Origin of the sequence: Rhodococcus sp. BH5 (assembly GCF_027583855.1) — a bacterium.
GTDB lineage: Bacteria > Actinomycetota > Actinomycetes > Mycobacteriales > Mycobacteriaceae > Rhodococcus_F > Rhodococcus_F qingshengii.
This window is the reverse complement of the sequence record NZ_JAJHVW010000005.1, coordinates 399,308-424,195: the sequence shown is the minus strand read 5'-3', so window position 1 is coordinate 424,195 and position 24,888 is coordinate 399,308. Positions and strand designations below refer to the sequence as shown.

Here is a 24,888-nt window from a genome sequence, read left to right as displayed (position 1 = left end):
CACAACAACTACGTCGCTATCCGACATACCCGCTGAGGTCGTAGATCGTGGAATTCCCCACCGTTGTCGACGTGAAATTCGCTTCGACCCATTCCTGGATGACACTCGACGTGCTGTCCCCGCTTTGGCCCTCTCGCTGGCTTCCGCCCTGGCCACCGGCAATGTAGTAGTGAATTTTTCCGTCTGCCACGTACTGGATGAATTGATCCAATGTCGGTGCGGGATCGGAACTCCAACCGCCGATCGCCATCACCGCGGTATTGCTGGCCAACTCGTAGGTTGCTGCGGTTTGCGAGCCGTTGGTCGCGGCCGACCACGTGGTGCCCGCATTGACCAGCATTGCCGTCAACTCGGAAGTACTTTCGCTGCCGCTACTCAGTTCTTGCCCGTTCGACGCCGGATTTACAGTCGCGTCAGAAGAATTCGGCGGAGCGTCACCGTTTTGCAGCTCTGGGCCCCCACCCATACCTCCTCCCCCGCCCATTCCGGAGTCGGACACGGCGCCGGTTGGTCCGGCCGTCGGGATGGATCCGCCGTGCGCTGTTGCGGCAGTGGCAATCGCGTAAGACGCAGAACCGGTTATCCCTGCCAACGATCCAAGAATCAATCCAGCGACAGCGAGCTTGCGGAATCGATCCTTGGCTCCCACGAGAACCAGGATCGCGCCGACGACAGTGCCCGCCAACAGAATCCACTTCAGCATCGGCAGCCAGTCGGCATTGCGGTGCAACAACACCCAACTCCAGATTCCTGCGGCCAGCATCGTCGCAGCCAAGCCGCAACGTCCGATCCAACGGGCACGGACCAACCACAGAGCGTATCCACCGGTCCCGATCATCCCCGCGACGGCGGGCGCCAGCGCAACTGTGTAATAGGGGTGGATCGTGCCGGACATGTAGCTGAAGATCAGGCCGGTAACGAGAAACCAGCCACCCCAAAGGATCAACGACGCACGGACAAGATCTGTGCGCGGTGCGCGTCCCCGAGCGAGCAGTCCGAACACCACTGCGATCATTGCCGCAGGTATCAGCCAGGAAATCTGGATACCCATCTCGCTGCCGAACAGCCGTTCGAGTCCGGCACTTCCCCCGAAGCTCGAACCTGCACTGCCACCGGCCATTCCGCCACCGCCGCCGGTGCTCCCGAGAAGTCGACCCAATCCGTTGTATCCCAGTACCAAGTCCATGACGCTGTTGTTGGTCGATCCGCCGATGTACGGGCGAGAATCAGCGGGCCACAGCCACACTGCCAACACCCACCACCCAGCCGATATGACAACGGACGCAGCACCGATCACCAGGTGGACCAGGCGAGTCCGCAAGCGCACCTGTCCGGCGATCAAATACGCGGCACCAAATGCAGGCAACACCATCAGCCCTTGCAGCATCTTGGTGAGAAAGGCAAACCCCAGCGCTACTCCTGCGAGCGCCACCCACATAGCGGCTCGACGACCTATCGCCGTGCACATGGCGCGAATAACGAAGTAGCCGGCGAGAGTCATGAGCAGAACCAACAGTGCATCAGGATTGTCGAACTTGAACATCAGGGCGGCAGCGGGCGTAGCTGCCAAAACAGCTCCCGCCACCAAACCCGCAGCGGGCGACGCCACTCGTTTGACGGCCGCGTATACGAGCGCAACCGATCCGATGCCCATCAATGCCTGCGGAACTAGAAGGCTGGCACTCGAAAATCCGAAGATTCGCCCGGACACACCCATGACCCACAATGAAGCGGGCGGTTTGTCGACCGTGATGAAATTCGAGGTATCGAGGGACCCGAAGAACCACGCTTTCCAATTCTGGGAGCCGGCCTGCGCCGCTGCAGCGTAGAAGGTGTTGGCGTAGCCACTCGCGGTCAGATTCCACAAATACAGGACTGCCGTTGCTGCCAACAGGATCGTCAGCGCCAATCCCGTACTGCGCGTGCGGAACCACGACGGCGAGGGCTCCGCGCGATGGGCAGTTGGTGTCGGCCGCTGACGCGGGGCCGGATGCAGAACGGCGGTCATCAGGAAGTCCCTTCACGAGTTACTGTCCTGCCAACGATCGCGTCTCCAACCCTGGCGGCACTGGGAGCCGCCTGGAAAGTTGCTGTGAATGGATCAGGTCAGGGAGCGCTCGAACAGCACGACGCTGAACCACCCGTTGTCGGCATCGTCTCCGAAGTCACGACGCCCTACCTCGGCGAAACCCGCGTCTCGGTAATAGCGGCGCAACCGCACGTTGGTTTCTACACAATCGAGCCGCAGGTACTGCGCGTTCTCCTGCGCGGACCGTCGATGGGCCCAGACGAGTAAGCGTTCGCCCAACGAGGTGCCCGAGAATTCTCGATCGATAACCAATCCGTGCACGTAGCCGGCAGGATCGTTCGAATTCGGCCAGACCACGGGGTCTGACCAGATCAACCGCAGGGCACCGACAATCCTCGACTGTTCCCGGTCTCGCGCAACAAAGAACTCCCCTCTCGAAATCTGCTCCCCGACCTGCTCGACAGACACTTCACGCGGGCGCCACTGGATGATTCCGCGTTCTGCCAACCAGTCTTCTGCCGCGTGCCGCAGCGCCAGAATCTCCGGCCCATCGGTCTCGACCGCTTGCACAACGTCGACAACCATATGACCTCCCCCATATCTGCAGCCGTTCACAACAACACGGCCTCCAGGCCCCAACCCGGGTGTATCTCCGAGTTGAAGCCTATCGGCGTGAAGTTGTGCGCCTGAACGGGTGTCACCACTCAGTCAGGTTTTGAATGTGGTGTTGGCCGGCCTCGGTTGCTGCTGCGGGTCAATCGAGGGTGGTGGGATGAACCACGGTTTGTTGTCGGCGCCTATTCGGATTTCCCATTTCCCGACGAACCCGGATTTGCGGTGCATCAACCGATGATGTGAACGGCACAGCAGGACCAGGTTGTTCATCACCGTCGGCCCGCCGTTGGCCCAGTGCCGGATATGGTGCGCATCCGTCCAGGCAGGCACACATGAACACCCCGGGAACGCGCAGCCTCTGTCTCGGGCGATCAACGCCACTCGCTGTTCGGGGGTGACCAATCGTTTTCCGGGTTTCGCATCGAGCGGTGCGCCGTGATCGTCGAGCAGGACGGTGGAGAGGAAGCAGTCGCAGCCGAGGAGTCTGGTCTGTGACACGGACAGTGGTCCGAGCCAGGGCATGTGCCCGACATCAAGATCGGCCAGGTCCAGAGAGTCGTCATCACTCGAATCCGAAGACTGTGCGGCACAATCCCGATGCTCCGCCAGATCCCGAGCATTGATGTGCACGTTCACATGCGGACGCTGACCACCATCGGTACCGGTTTTCGCGCAGTCCAGGTAACGGCGGATCAGTTCGGTGAACCCGTCCGCGGTGCGTTTCGCCGCCGACCGGGCATCCGGGGTTCCATCCGGTGCTGGGGTGGGCATCGTCAGATTCGACAACGCCGACAGCAGCATCTCACCGGTGAGGGCGTCGAAATCACCACGCACCACCACTCGACCGTTCAAGGTCGACGCGATCCGCAACTCGTTGAGATCGACATCTTCGGCGGGCGGGATCTCATCCGATTCGAACAACCGCTCCAAGGTCGCGATCACGTTCCGCACTTTCGTCGTCGTCGCTTCCACCCCCGACGCAGCAGCGAGCAACAAATCGATGCACTTCGGTAATGCCTCCTCCGGCATGCCTTTCGGTGGTGACTCGCAGAACGCCACGATCAACACGGCATGATCGAACGAGCAGTCCCCGCCATCGAACCGAGCCGCCACCGCCGGAAACGGCCGCAAAGCAGCACCCAACGCGGCGATCTTCTTCCCGTCCCGAACCTGCAGCATCGTGTTCGCCGCCAACCACGCACCCACTCCGCGGCTGGCAATCACCTGATCATCCGGGCGCAACGAAAGTTCGTCGACCACCTCCACACGAACCGCCTCGAGGCGCAGAATCTCCGCACTCGCCTCGACAGCAGCAGCAGCACGCAACTCGGCAGCAGACAACCGCCACAACCGTCCGCGCAACCCCACCGCAGAACCAGACACCACATCCGACAACAAGACGCTCATTGAATCCCCCGATCCCCTCCCCAAATCATACTCGAACACCCGTTCGAGTCAAGAGTGGTAGACCTCGAGCGCCCGCGCTACCGATTCGTCACCCGCAGGTAGCAACGGCAGTCGCACATTGGGAGTCGGAATCTGTCCCAACGCATGCAATACGCCCTTGATCACAGTCGGGTTCGGTTCGGAAAACAGAGCTCCGGACAGCTTCGACAAACTCCGCCCGAGGTCACGGGCGCCGTCCACATCGCCACTGTCCCAAGCTTTTACCAAGCGGACGAACTCAGCGGTCGACACATGAGCGGACGCCAAGATGCCACCGGCCGCACCCAAGGCCAGAAGAGGCGCGAGAAACAGATCATCCCCCGCCAGTACGGCGAAGTCGCCTGGAAGATCCGCGAAGAGTTCGACGGCAGCTGCGTCGATACCGCCCGCGGCATACTTCACACCAACAACCCCGGGCAAAGTACCCACCTCCTGCAAAGTGCCGCTGTCCAGATCGCACGCAGTTCGGTACGGCACGTGATAGACGATCAGCGGCACTGGGCTCGACGACTGCAGATGCGCGAAATGCGCCACCACACCGGCTTTCGACGGCCTCGTGAAGGAGGGAACCGGCACCAACGCCGCCGAGACCTCAGGCCACCGAGCCAGCCTCCCGAGCGCCTGCGCACTGGCCGCCGTGTCGTTACTGCCCGCGCCGACGATCAACGTCGCGCCTCTCGCACGGCACACATTCGCACAGATATCCAGAACGGTCACTCTCTCCTGCTCGGTGAGTGTTGCGGCTTCCGCTGTAGTCCCCAGCGCAACGAGTCCGACCGCACCCTCGGAGAGGACCTGGTGCGCAAGCTGTTCGAGTGCATCGGTTGCAATACGACCGTCGCTCTCGAAGGGCGTGATCAGTGGAACATGGATTCCGGCCAGGTCAACTCGAGTCGTAGTCATAGAACTCAGCCTCACCGAACAAACCTTGTAGGTCTAGTTCGCATTTCCATCGTCGAGCGTAAGCTGAGCTGATGCTCGATGTTCGCCGACTGAAGCTCTTGCGCGAACTAGCACTGCGCGGAACCATCGTTGCCGTTGCCGAGGCGCTGTCGTTCAGTCCCTCCGCGGTGTCGCAGCAGTTGGCCGTCCTCGAACGTGAAGCCGGCGTGCCGCTGCTGGAACGAACAGGCCGTCGCGTCCGGCTGACACCCGCCGGTGAGAACCTCGCACGTCATGCCGAAGCCATCCTGCAACGCCTGGAGCAGGCGTCAGGTGAATTGGTCGACGCACGTCGTGGACTGGCGGGGCCGCTGCGCATCGGAACGTTCCCGACCGCGGCACGGGCGATCCTCCCGGCGGCATTGATCGCCCTGTCTCGCGAGCATCCCGGGTTGGAACCGATGGTTTCGGAGATCGACCCGGCGGACGTCGCCGACGACCTACGAGCTGGGACTCTGGACTTGGCGTTGATTCACGACTACGACTTCGTCCCTCGCCCCACCGAACCGGGCCTGACGACATTGCCGCTCTGCAGCGAAGCCGTGTACCTCGCATCGAGTGACATCGAGTCAGATCCCCACGACGCTGTCGCATCGCTGACCGACTGCGTAGAACGTCCCTGGATTACCGCAATTCCCGGAACTGCTTGTCATGCAATGACTATTCGCGCATGCCAGGCAGCTGGATTCACCCCGAAAGTGCGACACCACATCGACGAATTCGCCACCGTTCTCGCCCTCGTCGCTGCGGGACAGGGTGTTTCGCTGGTTCCTGAACTCGGAGCAATCCATCCGCCGCTAGGTGTGCGCCTGACGCCGATGCACATTCGACGAAGGACGAAGATTGCACACCGAGCGGGCTCCGACGCTCACCCGGCGGTCGCAACCGTGACAAACGCGCTTCGCTCGGCCGTCCCGCAACTGCTGGACGCCGAGCAATAGCGACACCTACATGTCGAGCCCGAGGTCGAGGACCGTCACCGAGTGCGTCAAGGCACCGACAGCGAGGTAGTCGACGCCGGTTCGGGCGTACTCTGCGGCAACGTCGATGGTGAGACCACCGGATGACTCGAGTTTGGTTTCTGGAGCAACAGCGTCTCGGCGCTGGACCGCGATCTGCGTCTGCCACAGCGGGAAGTTGTCCAGCAGAACAAGTTCCACGTTCTCCGCCAGCACCTGATCGAGCTGAGTGAGGTTGTCGACCTCAACTTCGCACTCGATGTCCGGGGCGAGCTCACGGACCGCACGAAGTGCTGCGACCACCGAACCGGCAGCAGCAACATGGTTGTCCTTGATCAACGCCGCGTCGCCCAATCCCATACGGTGGTTGACGCCTCCGCCCACGTGGACTGCATATTTCTGCAGAGAACGCAGTCCGGGCAGCGTCTTTCGGCTGTCCCGCACTTTGGCATGAGTGCCGGCGATGGCGTCGACCCACTGTGATGTCGCCGTGGCGATTCCCGAGAGATGGCAGACGAGGTTGAGCATCGTGCGCTCTGCCGTGAGAAGTCCGCGGGTGGGCGCGACAACGGTGAGCACCGATTGACCTGGCGCAACCCGAGTTCCGTCGGCCACCCGATCAACGACCTCGTAGTTACCCGCGCCGATCACCTCGTCGAGAACAAGCAGTCCGACGTCGATGCCGGCGACAGTACCCGAGGAGCGTGAGACGACCGACGCCTTCGCGACCGCATCGGCGGGAACCGTTGCGGTAGAAGTGATGTCGGGTCCATAGCGCAGATCCTCGTCCAGAGCGAGCCTGACCAATGTGAGCAGCTCGTCACGGTCGAGCGGCGCGGGCAGGATCTTCTGCTCGGTCATCAATGAACTCCTGTCAACAACATGTCGGGTATTTCGAGCGCTCCATCGGCACCCATCTTGATCCGAGTGCTGCGACGCTGATTCGGATCTGTTTCAGGATAGTCGGTGCGGGTATGGCAGCCACGGCTCTCGGTTCGCGCCACGGCCACGTCGACCAATGCAGTCGCGGTCAACGTGAGCGCCGCGTCTTCGAGGTCCGGAGCAGCCACCGCCACTGTCTGTTCGGCGTCGGCAAGCGCGGCTCGCGCAATCTGGAGACCGCCTCCGTCGCGAACCACCGACGCGTGTGCCGTCATGACGGACTGCACGGTCTCTCGCGGCAGGATCGGCATCGGCTTGCGCACCACGTTGACCACTTCGGCATGAACCTCGCGACGCTCGGCAGCTGCGATTCCTGCACGCTCCCCGACTACCAAACCCTCGAGAAGGCTGTTGGACGCAAGACGATTCGCGCCGTGCAATCCCGTGCGAGCCACTTCGCCTGCTGCGTAGAGACCAGGCACTCCCGTTCGTCCATGGACGTCGGTGGCGACTCCGCCGCACGAATAGTGCGCGGCCGGAGCGACCGGAATTAATTGGGTGCGTGGATCGATGCCCGCTTCGAGGCAGGACGCCGTGATGGTCGGGAATCTCGAATCGAAACCGTCGAGCTTGCGAGCGTCGAGATAGACGTGATCAGTGCCGAGATCGCGTAGGCGTGCTGCGATTGCCCTCGAGACCACGTCACGCGGGGCGAGATCACCCAGCGGATGAACACCTGCGGTGACCGAATCACCGTTGGTGTCGACAAGAATCGCGCCCTCGCCGCGGACCGCCTCACTGATCAGGGGTCGGCGGCCTACCCCGCCCGGAGTGAAGAGCACCGTCGGATGGAACTGAACGAACTCCAGGTCCGCAATCGCCGCACCGGCTTCGAGTGCCAACGCGATTCCGTCGGCAGTCGCTCCGGGCGGATTTGTGCTGCAGGCATACAGCTGACCGAGTCCGCCGGTAGCGAGCAGCACCGCGGGCGCATGGATCACTCCGAGGCCTTCCGGCGAGGAGACGATGAGTCCGCACACCCCACGCCGGTTGGTCACCACCTGGACTGCCGCTGCACCGAACAGAACGGGGAGCCCGGCAGCATTGAGAGCCCGCTGCACTTCCGCGCCAGTGGCGTCGCCGCCGGCATGGATGATCCGACGCGTGCTGTGCCCACCCTCGCGGGTGCGCGACACCTCGCCGTCTCGCCCGCGATCGAAGACCGCTCCCAACGCGGCCAGCGCAGCAACAGCGTCGTGACCAGCTTCGACGATGGAATAGACGGCTTCGTCGTCGCACAAACCGACGCCGGCCTCACACGTATCCGAAACGTGCGACTCGACGGAATCCGTATTCAGATCGTCGACGACCGCGATGCCGCCCTGCGCGTACTGAGTCGCGGTGTCCGTCGGACCGCCCTTGCTGACCGTGAGTACTTTCAGTCCCCGCAGGGAAGCGGTGCGCGCAGCGGTGAGGCCCGCGACACCGCCTCCCACGACGACCAGGTCGGCATGAGCCTCCCAGGCGAAACGCCCGGCAGGGCTGGTCACTCGCCGCCGCCCGGATTACCGATCTCGATCATGCGCTGCACCGACTTCTGTGCACGCTTGGCCATCTCGAGATCGACGTGGACCTCGTCCTTGCCCTCGAGAAGGCAGCGAAGCAACGCGGCAGGCGTGATCATCTTCATGTACGGGCACGACGCGCGGTCGTTGACGGCCTGGAAATCGACGTCGGGCGCTGCCTTGCGCAACTGGTGCAGCATCCCGATCTCGGTCGCGACCAGAACCTGCTTGCTCTTGGTGACGCGGGCCGCGTCGAGCATTCCGCCGGTGGAGAGAATCTTGACCTTGTCCGCGGGGACCGCGCCTTCACCGGCTAGGTACAGAGCCGAAGTAGCGCAACCACATTCAGGGTGCACGAACAGCTCGGCGTCCGGGTGCGACTTGGACTTGGCCGTCAGCTCGTCACCGTTGATGCCGGCGTGCACGTGGCACTCACCAGCCCAGATCTGCATGTTGGTACGGCCCGTCACGCGCTTGACGTGAGCTCCCAGGAACTGGTCCGGCAGGAACAGAACCTCGCGGTCGGGATCGATCGAGTTGACCACGTCGACGGCATTGGACGAGGTGCAGCAGATGTCGGTGAGACCCTTCACCTCTGCGGTTGTGTTCACGTACGACACCACCAGCGCGTTCGGGTTGTCGGCCTTCCACTCACGAAGCTGCTCGGCATTGATCGAGTCGGCCAGAGAGCAGCCGGCTCGCTCGTCCGGGATCAGCACGGTCTTGGACGGCGACAGGATCTTCGCGGTCTCGGCCATGAAGTGCACACCGCAGAAGACAATCGTGTCCTCGGGCGCCTCGGCAGCGATTCGTGACAGCGCCAGGGAGTCACCGACATGATCGGCGACGTCCTGAATCGCAGGCAGCTGGTAGTTGTGCGCAAGAATCGTCGCGCCGCGTTCGCGAGCCAGACGTTTGATCTCAGCGGCCCACTCGGGGGTCGCTTCGACTCCGTTGTATCCGCCGGGGCCGTCGTGAATCTGCGAGGCCGATCCCTCCCATAACGTCGTGGTCGTCATGGCGTTCTCCTTCACCGTGAACCCGGGCTCGTCACCCAGTTCAAATCCGGACGGGCTGGCCCGGATTTCCGTATTCGAGGTTTTCGACTTAGGATCGAAAACGTGCCCAATAGTAACACCACCCACGAAGTGCTTGCAGCGGTGTTCCAAGTTCGCACCTTCCCCGCAAGCATCGCCGCAGGTGACGGCGATCACTGCCCGCAAGGGCGTGAAGAGTTGGCCGTGCTGCTGTGGCAGCGTGCACTCAACCCACAGAAGGGCACGTGGTCCCTGCCCGGGGGCACTTTGCGCGACGACGAGGACCTGACGACCTCCGCTCGACGACTCCTCGCCGAGAAGGTCGACCTACGAAAGGTCGCCCACCTCGAACAGCTCTCCGTCTTCAGTGATCCACAGCGCGTGCCGGGTCCGCGCCGCATCGCGTCGACCTTCCTCGGACTCGTTCCCCTCAGCGCCGACCCACAACTGCCACCGGACACGGCCTGGCACCCCGTTTCGAAGTTGCCGGAGATGTCGTTCGACCACGGAACCGTCGTACGGCACGCGCGCAATCGACTCGCCGCGAAACTCTCGTACACCAACATCGCATTCGGGCTGGCCCCGGAAGAGTTCGCGATGTCGACACTGCGCGAAATCTACTGCGCTGCCCTCGGTTACCAGGTCGATGCCACCAACTTGCAACGCGTGCTGGGGCGTCGAGGCGTTCTGACTCCCACCGGCAACACCGCACCGTCCGGCAAGTCGGGTGGACGTCCACCCGCCCTGTACCGTTTCACCGACTCCACCTTGCGGGTCACCGACGAATTCGCCGCACTACGGCCGCCAAGCTGACACCGATCGCACTGTCAGGCAACAGCTTCGAGACTTCCGCGTTGCAACCACACCGAGGTCACGGCGCCGGCCGGATCGATGACCCGGTTGATTACACCGAACCGAGTCGTCACCCGATCGAGAATCCGATCGGCCTGCCAACGATCCGTCGGATCGGCGACAATCGCAAAGAAGCGATGGGCAGGTTTTCCCGCCATGACGCGAACCAATTCGGTGACCGTCCGCGCCGTGACTGCCACGCTCCAACCAGCGTCGAGAAACTCGGCGGCCGTGCGCGCACCGTGCTCGAATCCGATGTCCGTGACAAGTACAACTCCCCTGTTGGGGGCGATCTCTGAAACACTCATTGCCGAACCTCCACTCGGAATCAAACTTCTTGACTCCTATGTAAGTCCGCAATCTTGTGCTTCCCTTGTGCTGGTTCTGTGAGAACTCTGGGGAATTGCGCGCCCCACCTCAGACAGCCCTGGAAAGGCCCGCCCAGAAGACCGTCGAGGCCGCGTTCACCACCTCGCCCACCGGCACGTCGCCCAACATTCCGCCCGCAGCAAGCGTCGCGACGCCGTGGAACGTCGCAAAGGCAACCAGCGCAATGCTTTCCGGATCACCGGCGGCAATGTCACCGGCGGCCTGAGCTTCCGACACGAGCCGGACGGTCAGGTCCATCGTCGCGTGCCCCGCGTTGACGACAGTTTCGGCGGCGCCCGGCGCATGCTTGTTGCTGTACATCAGAGAGAGCAGGCCCGGATGCTCCAGCGCAAAATCCACGTAGGCATTGGCGAGCGAGGAGAACCGGGCCCTCGCGGTCGGTGGAGCATCCGCGACTGCCCGCTCGAGCGCACCGGTCATCCGATGGAATCCACTTTCGGCCAAGGCATCGAGCAAAGCCTGGCGATCACGAAAGTGCTTGCCCGGAGCCGCGTGGCTCACGCCCGCCTCACGCGCGAGTTGCCTCAGCGACAACTTGTCGACGCCATCTCGTTCGAGTGTTGCTTCGGCCGACGCCAGGAGTTCCTGTCGCAGGCTGCCGTGATGATACGGCTGTTCGTGGGCGGGCATGGTGGCACCATATCAAAATGTTGTCATTGACAACTATGGTGTCAGTGCCTACATTTGGGATCACCCGAACCGAAGGAGCCACCATGGCCATCGACGTAGCCGGAACCACCGTCCTCATCACCGGAGCCAGCGCTGGGCTCGGAGTGGAATTCGCTCATCGCTTTGCCGCTCGCGGCGCAAACCTGGTTCTGGTCGCCAGGCGGGCCGACCGCCTCGAGGCACTCGCCACCGAACTCCGTGGCGCCCACGGCATCATCGTGACAGTCCTGCCCGCCGACCTGGCCGCACCCGGCGTCGGTGCATCGCTGCACCAGGAGCTGACAAACCGTGGCATCACCGTCGACTCGCTGATCAACAACGCCGGATTCGGAACACACGGGGCATTCGTGGACGAAGATCTCGAGCGCGTCACGTCCGAGATTCAGCTCAACATCGCCACGCTGGTCGAGCTGACACACACATTCCTGCCCGACCTTCTCACCGGCCGCGGAGCACTGGTCAACATCGCCAGCACAGCGTCGTTCCAGCCGACACCGGGCATGGCCGTCTACGGCGCATCCAAGGCGTTTGTACTCAACTTCACCGAAGCACTCTGGGCCGAAGCTCGCGGCAGTGGATTGACTGTATTGGTGGTGTGCCCCGGTCCGACGCGCACCGAGTTCTTCGACGTAGTCGGCTCCGAAGACGCAGCGGTCGGGCGAATGCAGACGGCAACTCAGGTGGTGGACACCGCTTTCCGAGCACTGGATCGACGCAACGCGCCGCCGACCGTCGTATCGGGACTGCCGAACTGGGTGTCCTCGATCAGCACTCGCTTCGCAACCCGCCGGTTGGGCGCGCTGATTTCCGGGCGACTGTTGGGTGACGTGCGAATGAAAGCCGAAACCAAGCGCTCGTCGACCTCGCCGGCCTAGCGACGCAACAGTTACGGAAGTTTCGGCTGGCTCTCGACTTCGGCCTGTTCGGTGTCGGTGGCCGGATCCCCAGATTCCGGATCCCCGGATTCCGGGTGGTCCCCCACCCCGAGGTCGTCGTACGGATTGAGCACTGCAAGAACCAATGTCACGACGCAGGCCGCGAGCGGCTGAAACAGAAGCACGAGCAAAGTTCCGACGTTCGGGGCCCGCGCAATGATCTCCCCGACCGCCGGATTGTCGGCCGTGGGGAAACGCAGTTTTGTCACGCCCGAACCCACGAGTGCCATCAGTCCGGTACCTGCCACTGAACCGACTATCAACCCGCCCAGGGCATAAGGACCTCGACTCAGGCGTGCCAACCAGGCCGCCACCGCCGACAGCACACCGACGATCAGTGCCAGCCAGATGAACACGGCGCTCGCGTCGAACTGATGGAGGCTCTCACCCGTCAACGCGACGCCGCGCCCCTCGGACACCACCAACAGGTGCTCGGCCGGAGCCAAGAACGCCCACAGCACACCGACGAGCACGCTCACGCCCGCAATGGTTGCGGCGATCACGATCGCGGTGCGCAGACGAGTCTGCCGAAGAGAGATCACACAGAGTGACGCTACCTGCGGGCGACGTCGATCGAGTCGACGACACCGTGTCGGGAGCATTTCGCCCACCATCCGTCAGGGCTGACCTGAACGATCATGCGGCGCCCGCACTGCTCGCAGAAGCGAGGAGGCTCGAGCCCCATCGACGCCGCAGTCGGCGTCGGATCGTCGACGCCGTCGACGATCCGACGCCCGGTGAACGGGTTGTACCGCTCCTCGGTCACCGGAGTGCTCACAGAGTGTCGTTCAGTGCTTTGATCGGCATCTGCAGATCCACCAACAAATCCAGATCCTTCTCGGCGGGACGTCCGAGGGTCGTCAGATAGTTGCCGACGATCACGGCGTTGATTCCGCCGAGGATGCCCTGCTTGGCACCCAGGTCGCCGAGAGTGATCTCGCGTCCACCCGCGAAGCGCAGGATCGTGCGAGGCAGCGCGAGACGGAATGCCGCCACGGACTTGAGCGCCTCGCTGGCGGGCAACACGTCCAGATCACCGAACGGGGTACCCGGACGCGGGTTGAGGAAGTTGAGCGGGACCTCGTCCGGCTCCAGTTCAGCCAGGTTGGCCGCGAATTCTGCGCGCTGCTCCAGGGATTCGCCCATGCCGAGGATTCCGCCGCAGCACACTTCCATGCCTGCTTCGCGAACCATCCGAAGCGTGTTCCACCGCTCTTCCCACGAGTGCGTGGTCACGACGTTCGGGAAATGCGACTTCGAAGTTTCCAAGTTGTGGTTGTACCGGTGCACACCCATGGCGGCCAGTTGGTCGACCTGCTCCTGGGTGAGCATGCCGAGCGAGCAGGCGATCTGGATGTCGACCTCGTTGCGGATCGCCTCGATGCCTGCGGCAACCTGAGCGAGCAACCGGGCGTCAGGTCCGCGGACGGCGGCCACGATGCAGAACTCGGTAGCGCCCGACTTCGCAGTCTGCTTGGCAGCTTCCACCAAGCTCGGGATGTCCAACCACGCCGCGCGAACCGGCGACTGGAAGAGTCCGGACTGCGAGCAGAAATGGCAGTCCTCAGGGCAGCCGCCCGTCTTCAGGCTGATGATGCCCTCGACCTCGACCTCCGGTCCACACCACTTCATACGCACATCGTGGGCGAGAGCCAGCAGGTCTTCGAGCCTGTCGTCGTCGAGTCGGAGTACGTCGAGCACCTGGCTTTCGGTCAGGCCAATTCCTCTATCGAGAACTTGCTCGCGCGCCTGGTCGAGGATGTCGACCGTCGCAGGGGCCGTGCTAATCGGGGGCGGGGTCACAGACGTCTCCTTCGAAACCAGCAAAATTGAACACCGTACAAGTTGAACGGTGTTCACGTTAGAGACGTGGTGGAATACTGTCAAAGGCGGGTCCGATCGACATTCGATCGAAAGCGCTCCACAGCGGGACGAAACGAGGGGAACAACAAGTGCAGTTGCGACGCGGCGACGTGCTGGACGGCGCCATGGCGATACTCGACGAGTTCGGACTTGCCGACCTCACGATGCGCAGGCTCGCGACCTCACTAGGTGTCCAACCCGGCGCTCTCTACTGGCATTTCCCGAACAAACAGACCTTGCTGGGCGCGGTCGTCGACAAGATCCTCGAAGACCTCGACGCCCCCGTCGACGCAGACACGTGGCAAGAAGCGTATTCCGAACTGGCACACAGACTTCGGTCTGCCCTACTGGCGCACCGCGACGGCGCCGAGTTGGTCAGCGCCACCTTCGCCTCGCGGATGACGAACAGCAAGGTGCGCGAGCATTTCGTACAAGCCGGGCAAGAATCCGGTCTCTCACGCGAGCACGCCCAACTCGCGGCGTACGCCCTGCTGTATTACGTACTCGGCCATACCGTGGACGAGCAGTCCCGAGCGCAGATGGAAGAAATGGGGGCACTTACCCGAGCACCCATTTCCCCCGACTCCCCCGAGGTGATCGGCGGCGGCTCCGACGAGGACCTCCTCGACGGCGATCCGACAGTGCGCTTCCAGTTCGGCCTGGACCTGTTCATCGACGGCATTCGCACTCGCCTGAATTCGATCCCCGATTCAACGCCCATCGAATCGGCTCTACGACACTCCTGACAGTCGGAGTACTGCAGTAGTGCCGGCAGCGACAATCACCACGACCACCAACGGCGCCTTGAACCAGGCGCAGATGCCTCCGGCCACCACGCCGAGCATCCGCGCCGGCCCCGCAACGTCATGCCCGGTGAAGACCGTCGATGTCACAACCACTGCGAGCAGCAGCACCACGACAGCACGATCGAGGGTTTTCTCGGCGAAGCCGGAGAGCTTCACCCGAGCGCGGAGCAGAACGCCACTTGCCCGCAAAGCGTAAGAACCGCAAGCGAACACGACAATACCGATCCAGACCGACGCGGTATTCATCGAACCTTCTCCCGGAACGGTATCGTCACCGCGATACTCAGCAGCGCAACGAGCGGCGCGGTACCGGGCGGCAGGAACGGCGACGTGGCCACCGCGACTGCTGCACCGATCAGGGCGGCAAGCAGCGTCACCTTCTCCTTCAGCGCAGGAAAGACAAGGGCCAGAATGACAACCGGAAACGCGGCATCCAATCCCAACGCGCCGGGGTCTCGGACGACTCTGCCGAGCAGCCCGCCCAGGAGAGCTCCGATCGGCCACGACACCGCGATCCCGATCCCACAGAACCAGAAGGCCGCACGCTTCTGCTTCACCGAGCCCTGCGCCATGGCAACCGCGACGCTTTCGTCGTTGACCAGGTGCGCGCCGACCAACTTGCGCCAGCCCGAGCCCCTGCGCCAGCCTGAATCCGTGTGGCGAGCCTCGCCGAGAAAAGATCCCGCTGCCAATCCGTAGGCGAAGTTTCGGGAGTTGATCAGCAAGCCGGCTACAACTGCAGCGACGGCGCCGCCTCCGGCCGCGATGATTCCGATGAACAAGAACTCCGAAGACGCTCCCAGAACGAGTACAGCCAACGCCAAAAGCTGCCACAACGAGAATCCAGCCGATCCCGCCGTCACACCGTAGGACACACCGACGATGGCCACGGAGAGACAGATCAGCACGCTCACCCGAACCGTGTCTCGATCAACTGTTCGCTATAAAGAACGCATGTATTCTATGTTGAACGAAGTGACACCGTTCGTCAAGTAGAACGATCGATCGGAGAATCGAACGATGCCCAGTAATGAAACGGATACAGCGGAGACTCCTCAGAAACTGGTCGCCGTCGCACTCAAACGCGAACGTGCCCGAGCAGGCTTGAGCCTTTCGGAGGTCGCCCGGCGCGCCGATATCGCCAAGTCCACACTCTCCCAACTCGAATCCGGACTCGGAAATCCGAGCCTCGAAACACTGTGGGCACTCGGAAACGCATTGGGCGTGCCGTTCTCACAACTCGTCGACTCTCAGGCACAGACCGTTCAGTTGATTCGAGCCGGAGAAGGTCCCGCGATTGCGTCGGCAAACGCGTCGTACATCGCGACGCTCTTGGCGCCGAGCCCACCGAACGCACGACGCGATCTGTATCGGATAGTCGCCGAACCGGGCGAGCCGCGTATTTCCACTCCGCATGCACGCGGCACCACCGAACACGTCGTGATCGGCACCGGACGGGCGGAGGTCGGGCCCACTGCAAATCCGATCGAACTCGGACCGGGCGATTATCTTGCTTATCCCGGCGACGAGGAGCACATCTTTCGGGCGCTCGAACCAGGGACGACAGCGATCTTGGTGTCGGAACACACCTGAGCCGCGATGAGTTTCGCCGCTGCGGGAAGTCTGTATCTGGGAGGTGACGTGGCCAGAGCCTCGATTGCCGACGACAGTAACGACCGACAGCAGGAGGACCCATGTCCGGATCCAGCATCAGCAGCATTTTGCTCTCGAGCACCGACCCCGAACGCTTGCGCGACTGGTACGCCGAGGCGTTCGCCCCGAAGGTCGACCGGACTCCCGGCGAACCCGGCTACGACGTGCTCGACTTCAACGGTTTCTACGTGATGCTCGACAGACGCGACGACGTCGGCGAGACCAACCCCCAGCCGGGTCGCATGTTCCTCAACGTCGAAACCGACGACGCCCGGTCGATCGCACAGCGCATCGATACGCTCGGCGGAAACTGGCACGCTCCACTCGAAGACCGCGGGGGCAGTTTGTTCGCCACTGCGATCGACCCCGACGGAAACTACGTTCAGATCATCGAGTTCAGCGAGGAAGCCAGGGCCGAGATGGAATCCGGAATGACGGATTCCCAAACCACCTAGTCCGGCAACCGCTGAGAACGGAGATAGTCATGCTTACAGACACGAAAGCATTCAGCGGATTTTCGGTGACAGACATCGACTCTGCAAAGAAGTTCTACGGCGAAACACTCGGGTTGAAGGTAACCGACGGAGACATGGGACTGATTCGCCTACATCTTGCCGGCGGAACCGAGATCCTCGTTTATCCGAAGCCGAATCACGAAGCGGCGACCTACACAATTCTCAACTTCGTCGTCGACGACATCGACACAACCGTCGACCAACTGACCGCACGTGGCGTGGAGTTTCTCAAATACGACGGATTCCCCCAGGATGCGCGAGGCATCATGCGTGGCAACGGCCCCGACATCGCGTGGTTCACCGATCCCGCCGGCAATGTTCTGTCGGTGATCAAGGAGTCCTGACGCGCTTAACCGCTGAACAGCCGCGACTGCCGCTGTTCAGCGGTGTCGGTGTTGGAGCGTTCTGCTGCCGCAGTTTCACGCTCGGCAGCCAGTTGCTCGGCGCTTTTTGCGTCGACAACGGGCTCCGACGCGCTGAGGTCGGAAAACAAGCCACTGCTCGATTCGTTCACATGCCACCCTTTTGCCTGGTCATCGTTGCCGCGCGCAGATAAACCTGCGTTAGAGATCGGTCGATGGCTACTCAATTACTGCCGCCCGTACGGCGCCGACAAGACGCCGATGACTCAGCAGTTCTTCACCCAGTGTTGCACGCCTGTGTTTTCCACGAGAAATTCGGTCCAGACGGGTTGTCATCGCCCGCACGGCGGAGCAATGTGAAAGATGAGCGCGGAGCAGGTCGGCAGCACTTTCGTCGGACACCTGGCCCCTCAATTCACCGCACAATTTTTGGAGGAATCATGTTGGGAATTGCTTTGGGCCTCGGCAGCGCCGCTGTCGGAATCGGCCTCGGACTGCTCGGCGCAGGAGCGGGAATTCTGCTGAGCGACAAGACCGTCAAAACCGCACGACGTGAACTCACCGCCTGACGAGGGCGAGCGCACTGAATTTTTGGGCACTCGGGTCGGTATTCGGGTGAACGCCGCGATGCGACACCCCGCGCAGTGGGTGTTCGCACGGGCCGCGCATCGACGTGGCGTGCATACCGGCGTAGATGTTCCGACGAGCGCGCAGGACGTGCTCGACCGGTTGACGGCACTCCGAATAAGTACGTGGAGTTACGGATTCGACCACAAGTCGGTCCGTCACCTGGGTCCGATGGCGCAAGACTTTGCGGCGATTTTCGGCTTGGGATCCAACGCCCGCCGGATCTCCGCCGTCGACGCGAACGGCGTCTGCATGGCGAGCATCCAAGCGTTGAACCGCAAAATCAGTGCCCTCGAGACAGAAGTCAGCGCGCTCGAGAAGGACGTGAACAGACTGAGACGGGAAACGGGAGACACGAGCACGACTCGGAATGCATTGGAAACAAACAACAATCACATATCCACACCGCTCGACGAATTCGGTGGATCCACCGGTCTGTAGTTTGTTCGGTGTGACCGCCCCTGATTCAGACTCCGACTCAGCGCCCAACGTGATTGCCGCGCTGTTCGACGTGACGTCCGATGCAGTCGGCGACGAACATGTCGAACAGGTACTTGCCGAATTCGGCTTTGGCGCAACGGAGGTCGCGGAGACCGCGGCCCGCATCCGGGCCAGTCGGTCGGAATTTCGGCGACTTCGCCGTCGCGAGAACGAATTGGCGGTTCTCTATTCGAGTGCACGTGAGCTCGCGCAGGTTCGCGACGTGGACACACTGCTGCAGAGGCTGGTCAACCGCGCACACGACATCATGGGCACCGACGTCACGTACCTGTCCGAGTTCGACGTGATCACTCGTGACCTGAATGTTCGAAAGACGGCCGGCGCGGTCTCGCCGGAACTCCAGCATCTGCAAGTTCCTGCCGGCGCGGGACTGGTCAGCGCGATTGCCGAATCTCGAGCAGCCCAATGGGTTCAGAACTACAGCGACTACACGCAGTCGCGCCATGACGAAGTGGTCGATGCCGCGATCGTCGCCGAGGGTCTGGTGGCGATTCTCGGCGTGCCGATGCTCTCCGACGGCCAGATCCTCGGAGTCCTGTTTGCCGCCGACCGTCGGGAACGACGATTTACCGCAGATCAGATCGCCCTGCTCTCGGCGCTGGCTGATCACGCCTCGGTGGTCCTGCAAACCGCGCGGGCACTCGACCGCGCCGAGGAATCCGCTGCCGAGACCGGGCGAGCACTCGACGAGCTGCGCGAACACGTGTCCGCGCGGGACAAATCGAACGTCGTCCACCAGGATCTGATCCACGCCGTTCTCCGCGGCGGCGGATACGCCCAGGTTGCACGAACTCTCAGCAGCTCTCTCGAGCGCAGCACCGTCGTCGTCGACAGTGAGCTACGCCCACTCGTGAAATCCTCTGGCGAGCAGATCACGACGGTGCCGATGTCACTACCTCCCGCCGTGTCCGAGGCCATCGACCAGAGTCGCCGAAGCGGCCGATGCACGTTCGTCGCCGACAGTGAGACCGTGATCCAACTCGTCAGCGCCGTAACCGCCGGAGAATCGTTCCTCGGGGCCATCTTGCTGAATCATTCGGACGCGCCGATCGGCCCCGTCGAACTCCGGACCGTGGAACGGGCAGCTCAGGTCACTGCCATCCTCGTGTTGCAACACTCGGCGGCGGCAGCAGCGGACCGGCGTGCACGTGACGAACTGGTCGCCGACTTGCTGAGCACTGCGCCCGAGCGCAGGCGCGATCTCGAACGTAGGACCCGAAACCTCGGCATCTCCCTCGGCGAACTGGACACCGTCCTCGTGGTGTCGGTCGCTCCGGAACTCCGCACCGCCGCGCTCCGCGCAATCGGGCAGTCTCTGCCGGTAGCGGGGTTGGCGGCGCAGCATGCCGGATTGATCGCGGTGGTCTCGCGCTCGGGAAACCCGGCAGCCGCGGCGACGGTCATTCACCGTCAGATCACCGGTTCGGTAGGACCGCACGCAGTAGTCATTGCGCCGGCGACGGCGGAACGCCCCGAAGAGCTCCCGGCGCGCTTCACCTCGGCGCTGCGCACGGCCCGCCTACTCACGGCATTGGGCAAGACCGACGGCGCGGTCACGACGGCGTCATATCTGCCGTACACCGTTCTGTTCGGCGAAAATCCGGAATCACTTCATCAGTTCATCGACGAAGTAATCGGCCCGGTACGCGCGTACGACCGCGACAAGGACACCGATCTCACCGCGACCCTTCGTGCCCTGGTACGCAACGACGGCAGCCCGACCAAGGCTGCCCGCGCACTCAACTACCACCCCAACACCGTCGTTCAGCGTCTCGACCGCATCCGTACGCTCCTCGGTCAATCGTGGCGCGAAGACGAGAACTTTTTCCGGGTGTCCATGGCGACGAGGCTCGACGAACTTCGGGACGTGGGAACCGAAGAGGCCGGAAGCGGCATCACCGACAGCACCGATGGTGCATGACACTACAATTTCGACCGATCGATGTGTCGTGAGCACGTGGCCTGGCAGGCATCGACCTCCCTACTGTGAAGCGGAGCACAGAACCACTTCAGGAGGACGACCCCACGTGTCTATGAACAACCGGTCCATCAACAGCCGCATCGCCGATTTCCGGTCCTACGACGTCGCCGCACGACGCGCCGAGATCGTCCGCCAGACCGACCTGACCGAAGCAGACATCGCGGTCTACGACGCCGCCGACGGCCTCACCATCGACCAGGCCGATCGCATGGTCGAGAACGTCCTCGGCGTCATCGGCATCCCGGTCGGCGTGGCCACCAACTTCACAGTCAACGGCACGGACTACCTGATCCCGCTCGCCACCGAGGAGCCGTCGGTGGTCGCAGCCGCAAGCAACGCTGCTCGCATCGCACGCGGACTCGGCGGCTTTCACGTCTCGAGTACCCCGCCGATCATGCAGGCCCAGATACAACTCGTCGACGTCGTGGATCCGGCAGCCGCCCGTATCCGACTCCTCGAGGCACGTGAAGAAATCATTGCACTCGCCAACGAACAGGACCCGAAACTGGTCAGCGTCGGCGGTGGCGTGAAGGACGTTTCGGTACGCATCGTTTCTTCGGACAAGGCCACCTACGTCGTCCTTCACCTTCACGTCGACGTACGAGATGCCATGGGCGCCAACGCCGTCAACACGATGGCCGAGGCAATCGCGGATCGAGTCGCCGAGATCGGCGGCGGACACGTCGTCCTGCGCATCCTCACCAACAAGGCCGATCTGCGGCTGACACGCGTTCGCGCCGTGTTCGACGCCGAATTGATCGGCGGCGCAGAGGTTGTGGACAACCTGATCCATGCCGCACGCTTGGCGGAGCTGGATCCCTACCGCGCCGCGACGCACAACAAGGGCATCATGAACGGCATCAGCGCCGTGGTGCTGGCGACCGGAAATGACACGCGCGCAGTCGAAGCCGGGTGCCACTCCCATGCAGTCAACGCCGACGGAATCTACTCGTCGCTCTCGCATTTCGAGAAGAATGCCGACGGAAACATCGTCGGCACCCTCGAGCTACCCATGCCGGTCGGCCTCGTCGGCGGGGCCACCAAAGTGCACCCCGTAGCGCAGGCCGCAATCAAGATGCTCGGCGTCGAGAGCGCCGAGGAACTCGCCGGCATCATCCTGGCAGTCGGCCTGGCGCAGAACCTGGCTGCGGTCCGCGTTCTGGCCAGTGAGGGTGTCCAGCGCGGACACATGGGGCTGCACGCCCGCAACATCGCTGCCACCGCCGGAGCGCAGAAGAGCGAGATCGACGCCGTGGTTGCACGCCTGATCGCGGACAAGAGCATTCGCGTCGAGCATGCCGAGAAGGTCCTCGCCGAGATCCGCGGCGGAAACTGACGACAATGACCGAAACAGTTGCAGGATCACCGGTGTGGAAGCCGGCGCCTCATCGAGTGCCGGCACCGGGGCTGCCGACCTCGGTCCGGATCTACGAAGTCGGGCCACGCGACGGACTTCAAGCGGAAACAGCGGTGATCCCGACCGAGACGAAAGCCCAGTTCATCGAACGCCTGGTCGCGGCCGGCTCCCGCACTGTCGAATTGACGAGTTTCGTCTCACCTCGATGGATCCCGCAACTTGCGGACGCGGAAGAATTGATGGGTCGGCTGCACCTGCCGGACTCGGTACGTACGGTCGTTCTTGTCCCGAACCGCAAGGGTCTCGAGCGGGCCGTCGCCGCCGGAGCAAGCGAGGTTGCAGTATTCGTCAGCGCCACAGAGGAATTCGCGAAACGCAACCTCAATTCCACGGTGGACGGCGCGATCGCCGCGGCTGCCGAGGTCACTACGGTCGCCCGAGCCCTGGGACTTCCCGTCCGCGGCTACATCTCCATGTGCTTCGGCGACCCCTGGGAAGGCTCCGTGCCCGTCGAGCGTGTCGCCGACATCGCAAAGACCCTGATCGACAGCGGTGTCACGTCACTCTCACTCGGCGACACCATCGGCGTCGGCACACCTGGCCATGTGCTCGCTTTGCTCGGCGCCCTCCGAGAACGTGGCATCCCCACATCGCAGATCGCCATGCACTTTCACGACACCTACGGCCAGGCGCTGTCGAACGTCTATGCGTCGTTGACCGCTGGGGTATCCGAATTCGACAGTTCCGCAGGTGGTCTCGGACGGTGCCCATATGCCAAGGGCGCGACCGGAAATCTCGCCACCGAGGATCTGGTGTGGATGCTCCACGGCCTCGGGATCGACACCGGCATCGACCTGGATTCGCTCACCGATACAAGCATCTGGATGGCCGAACAGATCGGCCACTCGAGCCCGTCCCGAGTTGTCACCGCCCTCCGCGCAGCACGCACCTGACACCCGCAACGCAAGCCCCTCATCTCGCAAGCCCTTCCCTGTACGACCCCGCCATGCATGACACTGGAGAAGACTGATGTCACCACCGCAGCCGGCAACGACGCCGACCACCACAACCGAGCCGACCGAGCAGCAGACATACCTCGAAGTCTGGGGCGACACCGTCAACGGTCGACACCTCGCGATCTCCGTTGCAGTCGGCAGTGTCGTCGGCGCCTCGGCCCTTCTCGCGGCCCAGGCACTGTTCGAACGGGTCGTCAGCGAACCGTCGTTGGCCCAGGCGTACAGCCTTCTGGTCGGCATCGCGGCCTGCCTGCTCGCCGGCGTGGTCTGCGGAATCTTCATCAAGCCGAAGCGGATAGTCGCCTTGGCCGCCGCCGACGCGGAGTCGATCGACGGTGTCATCACGACGATGAGTGAACAGCGCCAGGGTCTGGGCACTCTCGCCGACATTCCGGAGCAGAGCCGACAGGAACTTCGCGAGCTGGGTCTGTACGACCACTTCGCCGCTGCCGAGGCCGAGCACGCACGGGTCTCGAACACACCGAAGGACGGTGGGCGCGCATGAGTTCGGTTCTGACCAACGAAATTCTGATTGCCGTTCTCTTCGGCATCATCGGTGCGGTCGCATTCACGTTCATCGGATTGATCTCCGGCACGGACGAGACCGCCACGATCGCACCACTGACTCTGCTCGTGATTCTGCTCGGCGCTCCCCCGGCGGCGGTCTTCACGTTCTTCCTCTCCGGTGCGATCGCCAAACACATGACACACGCGGTGCCGACGATGCTGCTGGGCATTCCCGGCGACACGATGGCGATTCCACTCTTGCCGGAAGCGCAGATGATGCGCTCACTCGGCATCCCGCACATCGCACTCCGCAAGGCGATCTCGGGAGCAGTGATCTCGGCGTTCGTCGCTGTGCCGGTTGCCGTTTTGTTCGCGACCATCCTCGCGCCGTTCGCGGACACCGTTCAGTCGATAGCACCGTGGCTGTTCCTGGTCGCCGCCATCGGCATCGCCTACGCCTCACCAGGCCGCTGGGCCGGGGTTGTCGCCCTCGTTCCCTTCGTCATCTTGATCCTCGGCGCCCGCGCGTTGACGTCGAATTACGATGTATCGCTGAACATCAGCTACTTCCTTGCGATCGCAGTCGGGCCGCTGATCGCGGACCTCGCATTGACCTTGGGCCCGTCGAGCCGTAAGGACATGGAACGCAGTGAACCCAAAACCGTTGCATTGGCCCCGGACATCAAAGGATGGAAGGGATACTTCCCCAATCCTCTGAAGGTCCTCGATCGCAAGCAGATCGGTTACACCGCCGCCGCTTCCACGGTGTCGAGCGCAACCTTCGTCTTCAGCCCGGTCGCCATGACTGTTCTGATGGGTGAGCTGGTAGGTGCGCGGATCAAGAACGGCTATCACCGACTGACCACAATGGTCTCGGCGAAGAACGGTACGACGGAATCCACCTACATCGCGGAAACCCTCATCCCACTCGTCGCTTTCGGCCTTCCGCTCAGCCCGCTCGCGGCAGGCCCCGCAGCCCCTCTGTTCAACGCTCCACCGGTGTTCGAGACCAATCAGGAAACCGGAGTGATCAACAATCTCTCCACGTACCTGACGCAGTGGGAGTTCCTGCTCTACGGCCTGCTCGCAGTGGTCACGGCAACGGTCATCGCATACCCGTTTGCCATGAACTACGCGTACCGCGCTGCGTCAGCGGTGGTCAAGCACATCAGTCACGAAGCTGTGATCGCGGTGTTCACGGGACTCGTCGTCGTCATCAGCATCTGGGAGGGCGGCATCCTCGGGCTTCTGATCACCGTGACGGTCGGCCTGGTCGGTGGCCTTCTCGGGCGCCTGTTCAAGATTCACGGCGGAGTTCTGTTCATGGGTTACTACGTAGCGCTGTTCAGTGTTCCTGCCCTGATCAATCTGTTCTGAAT

At 62.8% G+C, this 24,888-nt stretch carries 29 protein-coding genes; 14 read left to right on the top strand and 15 right to left on the bottom strand.

The window, feature by feature from the left end; translation table 11 throughout:
• Positions 1-16: 16 nt before the first annotated feature.
• The 4 genes from RhoBH5_RS16095 to RhoBH5_RS16080 form a co-directional block, all read right to left on the bottom strand.
• The gene (locus RhoBH5_RS16095; RefSeq protein WP_270008510.1) at positions 17-2,008 is read right to left on the bottom strand and encodes a glycosyltransferase family 39 protein; all 1,992 of its coding nucleotides are present in this window, start codon (positions 2,006-2,008) and stop codon (positions 17-19) included.
• A gap of 93 nt (positions 2,009-2,101) precedes the next feature.
• Positions 2,102-2,614 carry a GNAT family N-acetyltransferase gene (locus RhoBH5_RS16090; protein WP_054801584.1) on the bottom strand — a complete coding sequence of 171 codons (513 nt, stop codon included), beginning with the start codon at positions 2,612-2,614 and terminating at the stop codon, positions 2,102-2,104.
• Between the two features lie 123 nt (positions 2,615-2,737).
• Positions 2,738-4,051 carry an HNH endonuclease signature motif containing protein gene (locus tag RhoBH5_RS16085; protein ID WP_270008509.1) on the bottom strand — a complete coding sequence of 438 codons (1,314 nt, stop codon included), beginning with the start codon at positions 4,049-4,051 and terminating at the stop codon, positions 2,738-2,740.
• A 48-nt stretch (positions 4,052-4,099) separates the two neighbouring features.
• The gene (locus RhoBH5_RS16080) at positions 4,100-4,993 is read right to left on the bottom strand and encodes a dihydrodipicolinate synthase family protein (RefSeq protein ID WP_193595235.1); all 894 of its coding nucleotides are present in this window, start codon (positions 4,991-4,993) and stop codon (positions 4,100-4,102) included.
• Positions 4,994-5,064: 71 nt separating this feature from the next.
• Between RhoBH5_RS16080 and RhoBH5_RS16075 the strand changes: the two genes are divergently transcribed.
• Positions 5,065-5,973: a LysR substrate-binding domain-containing protein gene (locus RhoBH5_RS16075; RefSeq protein ID WP_070160579.1), complete on the top strand. Its 909-nt coding sequence runs from the start codon at positions 5,065-5,067 to the stop codon at positions 5,971-5,973.
• 6 nt (positions 5,974-5,979) lie between these two features.
• Here RhoBH5_RS16075 and nadC read toward each other — a convergent pair whose 3' ends face one another.
• Genes nadC through nadA form a run of 3 tightly spaced genes read right to left on the bottom strand, consistent with a single transcriptional unit; the run spans position 5,980 to position 9,457 of the window.
• A complete protein-coding gene (nadC, locus tag RhoBH5_RS16070) occupies positions 5,980-6,852 on the bottom strand; it encodes a carboxylating nicotinate-nucleotide diphosphorylase (RefSeq protein ID WP_003941805.1) in 873 nt (290 codons plus the stop codon).
• Entirely contained in the window at positions 6,852-8,423 is a 1,572-nt protein-coding gene (locus RhoBH5_RS16065) for an L-aspartate oxidase (RefSeq protein WP_270008508.1), read from the bottom strand. Before RhoBH5_RS16065 ends, nadC begins: the two co-directional genes overlap by 1 nt.
• Positions 8,420-9,457 carry a quinolinate synthase NadA gene (gene nadA, locus RhoBH5_RS16060; protein WP_003941702.1) on the bottom strand — a complete coding sequence of 346 codons (1,038 nt, stop codon included), beginning with the start codon at positions 9,455-9,457 and terminating at the stop codon, positions 8,420-8,422. Before nadA ends, RhoBH5_RS16065 begins: the two co-directional genes overlap by 4 nt.
• A gap of 102 nt (positions 9,458-9,559) precedes the next feature.
• On the opposite strand from nadA, the gene RhoBH5_RS16055 reads away from it, so the two are divergent.
• Complete coding sequence (locus RhoBH5_RS16055) at positions 9,560-10,288, top strand: NUDIX hydrolase (RefSeq protein ID WP_007733069.1); 729 nt, start codon at positions 9,560-9,562, stop codon at positions 10,286-10,288.
• A 14-nt stretch (positions 10,289-10,302) separates the two neighbouring features.
• Here the strand turns inward: RhoBH5_RS16055 and RhoBH5_RS16050 are convergent, their stop codons facing one another.
• Together RhoBH5_RS16050 and RhoBH5_RS16045 are read right to left on the bottom strand one after the other, a co-directional pair.
• Positions 10,303-10,635: a hypothetical protein gene (locus RhoBH5_RS16050; protein WP_003941794.1), complete on the bottom strand. Its 333-nt coding sequence runs from the start codon at positions 10,633-10,635 to the stop codon at positions 10,303-10,305.
• 109 nt (positions 10,636-10,744) lie between these two features.
• Positions 10,745-11,347, bottom strand: a complete 603-nt coding sequence (locus RhoBH5_RS16045) for a TetR/AcrR family transcriptional regulator (RefSeq protein ID WP_007733070.1) — start codon at positions 11,345-11,347, stop codon at positions 10,745-10,747.
• 83 nt (positions 11,348-11,430) lie between these two features.
• Between RhoBH5_RS16045 and RhoBH5_RS16040 the strand changes: the two genes are divergently transcribed.
• Positions 11,431-12,261 (top strand): SDR family NAD(P)-dependent oxidoreductase, encoded by an 831-nt coding sequence (locus RhoBH5_RS16040; RefSeq protein ID WP_270008507.1) that lies wholly within the window; start codon positions 11,431-11,433, stop codon positions 12,259-12,261.
• A gap of 11 nt (positions 12,262-12,272) precedes the next feature.
• Here the strand turns inward: RhoBH5_RS16040 and RhoBH5_RS16035 are convergent, their stop codons facing one another.
• From RhoBH5_RS16035 to bioB, 3 genes are read right to left on the bottom strand one after another with little or no spacing between them, the layout of a single operon-like run.
• On the bottom strand, positions 12,273-12,863 hold the full coding sequence (locus RhoBH5_RS16035) for a DUF2567 domain-containing protein (RefSeq protein ID WP_058226961.1): 591 nt from the start codon (positions 12,861-12,863) through the stop codon (positions 12,273-12,275).
• Positions 12,864-12,874: 11 nt separating this feature from the next.
• Positions 12,875-13,099: a biotin synthase auxiliary protein BsaP gene (gene bsaP / locus RhoBH5_RS16030; RefSeq protein WP_003941741.1), complete on the bottom strand. Its 225-nt coding sequence runs from the start codon at positions 13,097-13,099 to the stop codon at positions 12,875-12,877.
• Positions 13,096-14,109, bottom strand: a complete 1,014-nt coding sequence (gene bioB / locus RhoBH5_RS16025; protein WP_270008531.1) for a biotin synthase BioB — start codon at positions 14,107-14,109, stop codon at positions 13,096-13,098. Before bioB ends, bsaP begins: the two co-directional genes overlap by 4 nt.
• 164 nt (positions 14,110-14,273) lie before the next feature.
• On the opposite strand from bioB, the gene RhoBH5_RS16020 reads away from it, so the two are divergent.
• On the top strand, positions 14,274-14,930 hold the full coding sequence (locus tag RhoBH5_RS16020) for a TetR/AcrR family transcriptional regulator C-terminal domain-containing protein (protein WP_007733086.1): 657 nt from the start codon (positions 14,274-14,276) through the stop codon (positions 14,928-14,930).
• Here the strand turns inward: RhoBH5_RS16020 and RhoBH5_RS16015 are convergent.
• Together RhoBH5_RS16015 and RhoBH5_RS16010 are read right to left on the bottom strand one after the other, a co-directional pair.
• Complete coding sequence (locus RhoBH5_RS16015) at positions 14,916-15,236, bottom strand: AzlD domain-containing protein (protein ID WP_007733089.1); 321 nt, start codon at positions 15,234-15,236, stop codon at positions 14,916-14,918. The two genes, RhoBH5_RS16020 and RhoBH5_RS16015, sit on opposite strands and share 15 nt — an antisense overlap.
• Entirely contained in the window at positions 15,233-15,904 is a 672-nt protein-coding gene (locus RhoBH5_RS16010; RefSeq protein ID WP_270008506.1) for an AzlC family ABC transporter permease, read from the bottom strand. The genes RhoBH5_RS16015 and RhoBH5_RS16010 overlap by 4 nt, the downstream gene beginning before the upstream one ends.
• 106 nt (positions 15,905-16,010) lie before the next feature.
• Between RhoBH5_RS16010 and RhoBH5_RS16005 the strand changes: the two genes are divergently transcribed.
• The 3 genes from RhoBH5_RS16005 (at position 16,011) to RhoBH5_RS15995 (ending at position 17,502) form a co-directional block, all read left to right on the top strand.
• The gene (locus tag RhoBH5_RS16005) at positions 16,011-16,583 is read left to right on the top strand and encodes a helix-turn-helix domain-containing protein (RefSeq protein WP_030537098.1); all 573 of its coding nucleotides are present in this window, start codon (positions 16,011-16,013) and stop codon (positions 16,581-16,583) included.
• Positions 16,584-16,684: 101 nt separating this feature from the next.
• Entirely contained in the window at positions 16,685-17,098 is a 414-nt protein-coding gene (locus tag RhoBH5_RS16000; RefSeq protein WP_007733099.1) for a VOC family protein, read from the top strand.
• Positions 17,099-17,127: 29 nt separating this feature from the next.
• Positions 17,128-17,502, top strand: a complete 375-nt coding sequence (locus tag RhoBH5_RS15995; protein ID WP_030537100.1) for a VOC family protein — start codon at positions 17,128-17,130, stop codon at positions 17,500-17,502.
• Between the two features lie 5 nt (positions 17,503-17,507).
• Here RhoBH5_RS15995 and RhoBH5_RS15990 read toward each other — a convergent pair whose 3' ends face one another.
• Complete coding sequence (locus tag RhoBH5_RS15990; RefSeq protein WP_180279628.1) at positions 17,508-17,672, bottom strand: hypothetical protein; 165 nt, start codon at positions 17,670-17,672, stop codon at positions 17,508-17,510.
• A gap of 288 nt (positions 17,673-17,960) precedes the next feature.
• Here RhoBH5_RS15990 and RhoBH5_RS15985 point away from each other — a divergent pair, with 288 nt between their 5' ends.
• The 7 genes from RhoBH5_RS15985 to RhoBH5_RS15955 all read left to right on the top strand — a co-directional run bounded on the left by RhoBH5_RS15985 (position 17,961) and on the right by RhoBH5_RS15955 (position 24,886).
• Positions 17,961-18,089, top strand: a complete 129-nt coding sequence (locus RhoBH5_RS15985) for a hypothetical protein (protein WP_003941742.1) — start codon at positions 17,961-17,963, stop codon at positions 18,087-18,089.
• Positions 18,073-18,588, top strand: a complete 516-nt coding sequence (locus RhoBH5_RS15980) for a tail fiber domain-containing protein (protein WP_030537101.1) — start codon at positions 18,073-18,075, stop codon at positions 18,586-18,588. Before RhoBH5_RS15985 ends, RhoBH5_RS15980 begins: the two co-directional genes overlap by 17 nt.
• A gap of 10 nt (positions 18,589-18,598) precedes the next feature.
• Complete coding sequence (locus RhoBH5_RS15975; RefSeq protein WP_270008505.1) at positions 18,599-20,569, top strand: helix-turn-helix domain-containing protein; 1,971 nt, start codon at positions 18,599-18,601, stop codon at positions 20,567-20,569.
• 112 nt (positions 20,570-20,681) lie between these two features.
• Positions 20,682-21,965, top strand: coding sequence for a hydroxymethylglutaryl-CoA reductase, degradative (locus RhoBH5_RS15970; RefSeq protein WP_042450131.1), 1,284 nt, complete (start codon positions 20,682-20,684; stop codon positions 21,963-21,965).
• Between the two features lie 5 nt (positions 21,966-21,970).
• Positions 21,971-22,939 carry a hydroxymethylglutaryl-CoA lyase gene (locus RhoBH5_RS15965; protein WP_270008504.1) on the top strand — a complete coding sequence of 323 codons (969 nt, stop codon included), beginning with the start codon at positions 21,971-21,973 and terminating at the stop codon, positions 22,937-22,939.
• Positions 22,940-23,015: 76 nt separating this feature from the next.
• Entirely contained in the window at positions 23,016-23,507 is a 492-nt protein-coding gene (locus RhoBH5_RS15960) for a hypothetical protein (RefSeq protein WP_003941716.1), read from the top strand.
• Entirely contained in the window at positions 23,504-24,886 is a 1,383-nt protein-coding gene (locus tag RhoBH5_RS15955) for a tripartite tricarboxylate transporter permease (protein ID WP_003941745.1), read from the top strand. The genes RhoBH5_RS15960 and RhoBH5_RS15955 overlap by 4 nt, the downstream gene beginning before the upstream one ends.
• The last annotated feature ends 2 nt before the right edge of the window (positions 24,887-24,888 follow it).

Coding starts and splice junctions, on each gene's coding strand:
- RhoBH5_RS16095 (WP_270008510.1), bottom strand. CDS start 2,008: ATGACCGCCGTTCTGCATCCGGCCCCGCGTCAGCGGCCGACACCAACT.
- RhoBH5_RS16090 (WP_054801584.1), bottom strand. CDS start 2,614: ATGGTTGTCGACGTTGTGCAAGCGGTCGAGACCGATGGGCCGGAGATT.
- RhoBH5_RS16085 (WP_270008509.1), bottom strand. CDS start 4,051: ATGAGCGTCTTGTTGTCGGATGTGGTGTCTGGTTCTGCGGTGGGGTTG.
- RhoBH5_RS16080 (WP_193595235.1), bottom strand. CDS start 4,993: ATGACTACGACTCGAGTTGACCTGGCCGGAATCCATGTTCCACTGATC.
- RhoBH5_RS16075 (WP_070160579.1), top strand. CDS start 5,065: ATGCTCGATGTTCGCCGACTGAAGCTCTTGCGCGAACTAGCACTGCGC.
- nadC (WP_003941805.1), bottom strand. CDS start 6,852: ATGACCGAGCAGAAGATCCTGCCCGCGCCGCTCGACCGTGACGAGCTG.
- nadA (WP_003941702.1), bottom strand. CDS start 9,457: ATGACGACCACGACGTTATGGGAGGGATCGGCCTCGCAGATTCACGAC.
- RhoBH5_RS16050 (WP_003941794.1), bottom strand. CDS start 10,635: ATGAGTGTTTCAGAGATCGCCCCCAACAGGGGAGTTGTACTTGTCACG.
- RhoBH5_RS16045 (WP_007733070.1), bottom strand. CDS start 11,347: ATGCCCGCCCACGAACAGCCGTATCATCACGGCAGCCTGCGACAGGAA.
- RhoBH5_RS16040 (WP_270008507.1), top strand. CDS start 11,431: ATGGCCATCGACGTAGCCGGAACCACCGTCCTCATCACCGGAGCCAGC.
- RhoBH5_RS16015 (WP_007733089.1), bottom strand. CDS start 15,236: ATGAATACCGCGTCGGTCTGGATCGGTATTGTCGTGTTCGCTTGCGGT.
- RhoBH5_RS16005 (WP_030537098.1), top strand. CDS start 16,011: ATGCCCAGTAATGAAACGGATACAGCGGAGACTCCTCAGAAACTGGTC.
- RhoBH5_RS16000 (WP_007733099.1), top strand. CDS start 16,685: ATGTCCGGATCCAGCATCAGCAGCATTTTGCTCTCGAGCACCGACCCC.
- RhoBH5_RS15995 (WP_030537100.1), top strand. CDS start 17,128: ATGCTTACAGACACGAAAGCATTCAGCGGATTTTCGGTGACAGACATC.
- RhoBH5_RS15985 (WP_003941742.1), top strand. CDS start 17,961: ATGTTGGGAATTGCTTTGGGCCTCGGCAGCGCCGCTGTCGGAATCGGC.
- RhoBH5_RS15970 (WP_042450131.1), top strand. CDS start 20,682: ATGAACAACCGGTCCATCAACAGCCGCATCGCCGATTTCCGGTCCTAC.
- RhoBH5_RS15965 (WP_270008504.1), top strand. CDS start 21,971: ATGACCGAAACAGTTGCAGGATCACCGGTGTGGAAGCCGGCGCCTCAT.
- RhoBH5_RS15960 (WP_003941716.1), top strand. CDS start 23,016: ATGTCACCACCGCAGCCGGCAACGACGCCGACCACCACAACCGAGCCG.
- RhoBH5_RS15955 (WP_003941745.1), top strand. CDS start 23,504: ATGAGTTCGGTTCTGACCAACGAAATTCTGATTGCCGTTCTCTTCGGC.